At 67.3% G+C, this 1,018-nt stretch carries 1 protein-coding gene; it reads right to left on the bottom strand.

Annotated elements, in window-relative coordinates:
- Window positions 1–1,018 (bottom strand): IS1380 family transposase (locus BLS85_RS18495; protein WP_092788199.1); only part of this gene is annotated, 1,018 nt, incomplete at both ends.

The following is a 1,018-nucleotide window of genomic DNA, read 5'->3' as shown; positions in this document are numbered from 1 at the left end:
GCCAGGATCAACCGGGTCTGGTTGGCCTTGAAGGCATGGGCGGAGGCGCGGTGGCCGAACAGGTCCAACTGGCACTCCTTGATCCGGTTCTCCATGTCGCCGCGCGGGCAGTAGATGGCCTCGTAGATCACGCGCGACATCAGGTCGCGGGGCGGGGTCTGGTCGCTTTGTTCGTGGGCGTCCCGGGCCTCGCGCAGGGCCTCGGCCACTTGCGGGGAGTCCCAGTCCAGCGAGGTGACGAGGAACCGGCAGCGTTGCTCACGTTCGGCGCGGTGCAGCACCTTGACGATCACGTGGCGCGGCCGTGTCCAGCTCTTCGAGCGGGTCATATGGGTGAAATGGCCGAACGCCAGCGTTGTCTCGCCCGTGGCCATGAAGTCGACGGCGGCTCTGGAGCGGACCTTGCGGGCCTTGTGCAGCAGGACATCGTTGCGGGCGAGCCCGAAGATGTAGTCGACGCCGTTGGCCTCGCACCAGCTCATCAGGTTCGGGCGGGCGAAGCCGGAATCGCCGCGCACCAGGATCTGGACCGTGGGCCAGGCCTTCCGGATGCGTCCAACGATGCGTTTGATGGCCGCCTTCGCGCCCTTGGCGCCGTCGACATTGCCGTGGCGCAGCTTGGCCAACAGGAGATGCGGGCCGCAGTAAACGTAGAGCGGCAGGAAGCAGCGGTGTTCGTAGTAGCCGTTGAAGAAACCGCCGATCTGATGGCCGTGAGTTTCCACGTCCGTGGCGTCGAGGTCCAGGGTGATCCGCTCGGGCGGGGTGCCGTGGCTCTCGGTGAACAGGTCGACGTACAGGCCCTGGAGCCGGTTCGGCTGGGCGGTGATCTTGTGATAGCGCCGGTCGCTGTCCTCGAAGCTCCGTTCGACGCGCCCCAGGGTGGAACTCCCGGCCAGGGGAGCCGGCCCGTCGCGCCCGGCGGACTTCGCCTCGCCCAGGAGCTTCAGCAGGGGATCGTGGCGCAGGCTGTCGTGATCGGTGAGATCCTCGTAGCCTAGCGCGATCCCGGTGACCC

This window comes from Rhodospira trueperi, assembly GCF_900101965.1.
Taxonomy (GTDB): domain Bacteria; phylum Pseudomonadota; class Alphaproteobacteria; order Rhodospirillales; family Rhodospirillaceae; genus Rhodospira; species Rhodospira trueperi.
This window is presented reverse-complemented; position numbering and strand designations above follow the sequence as displayed.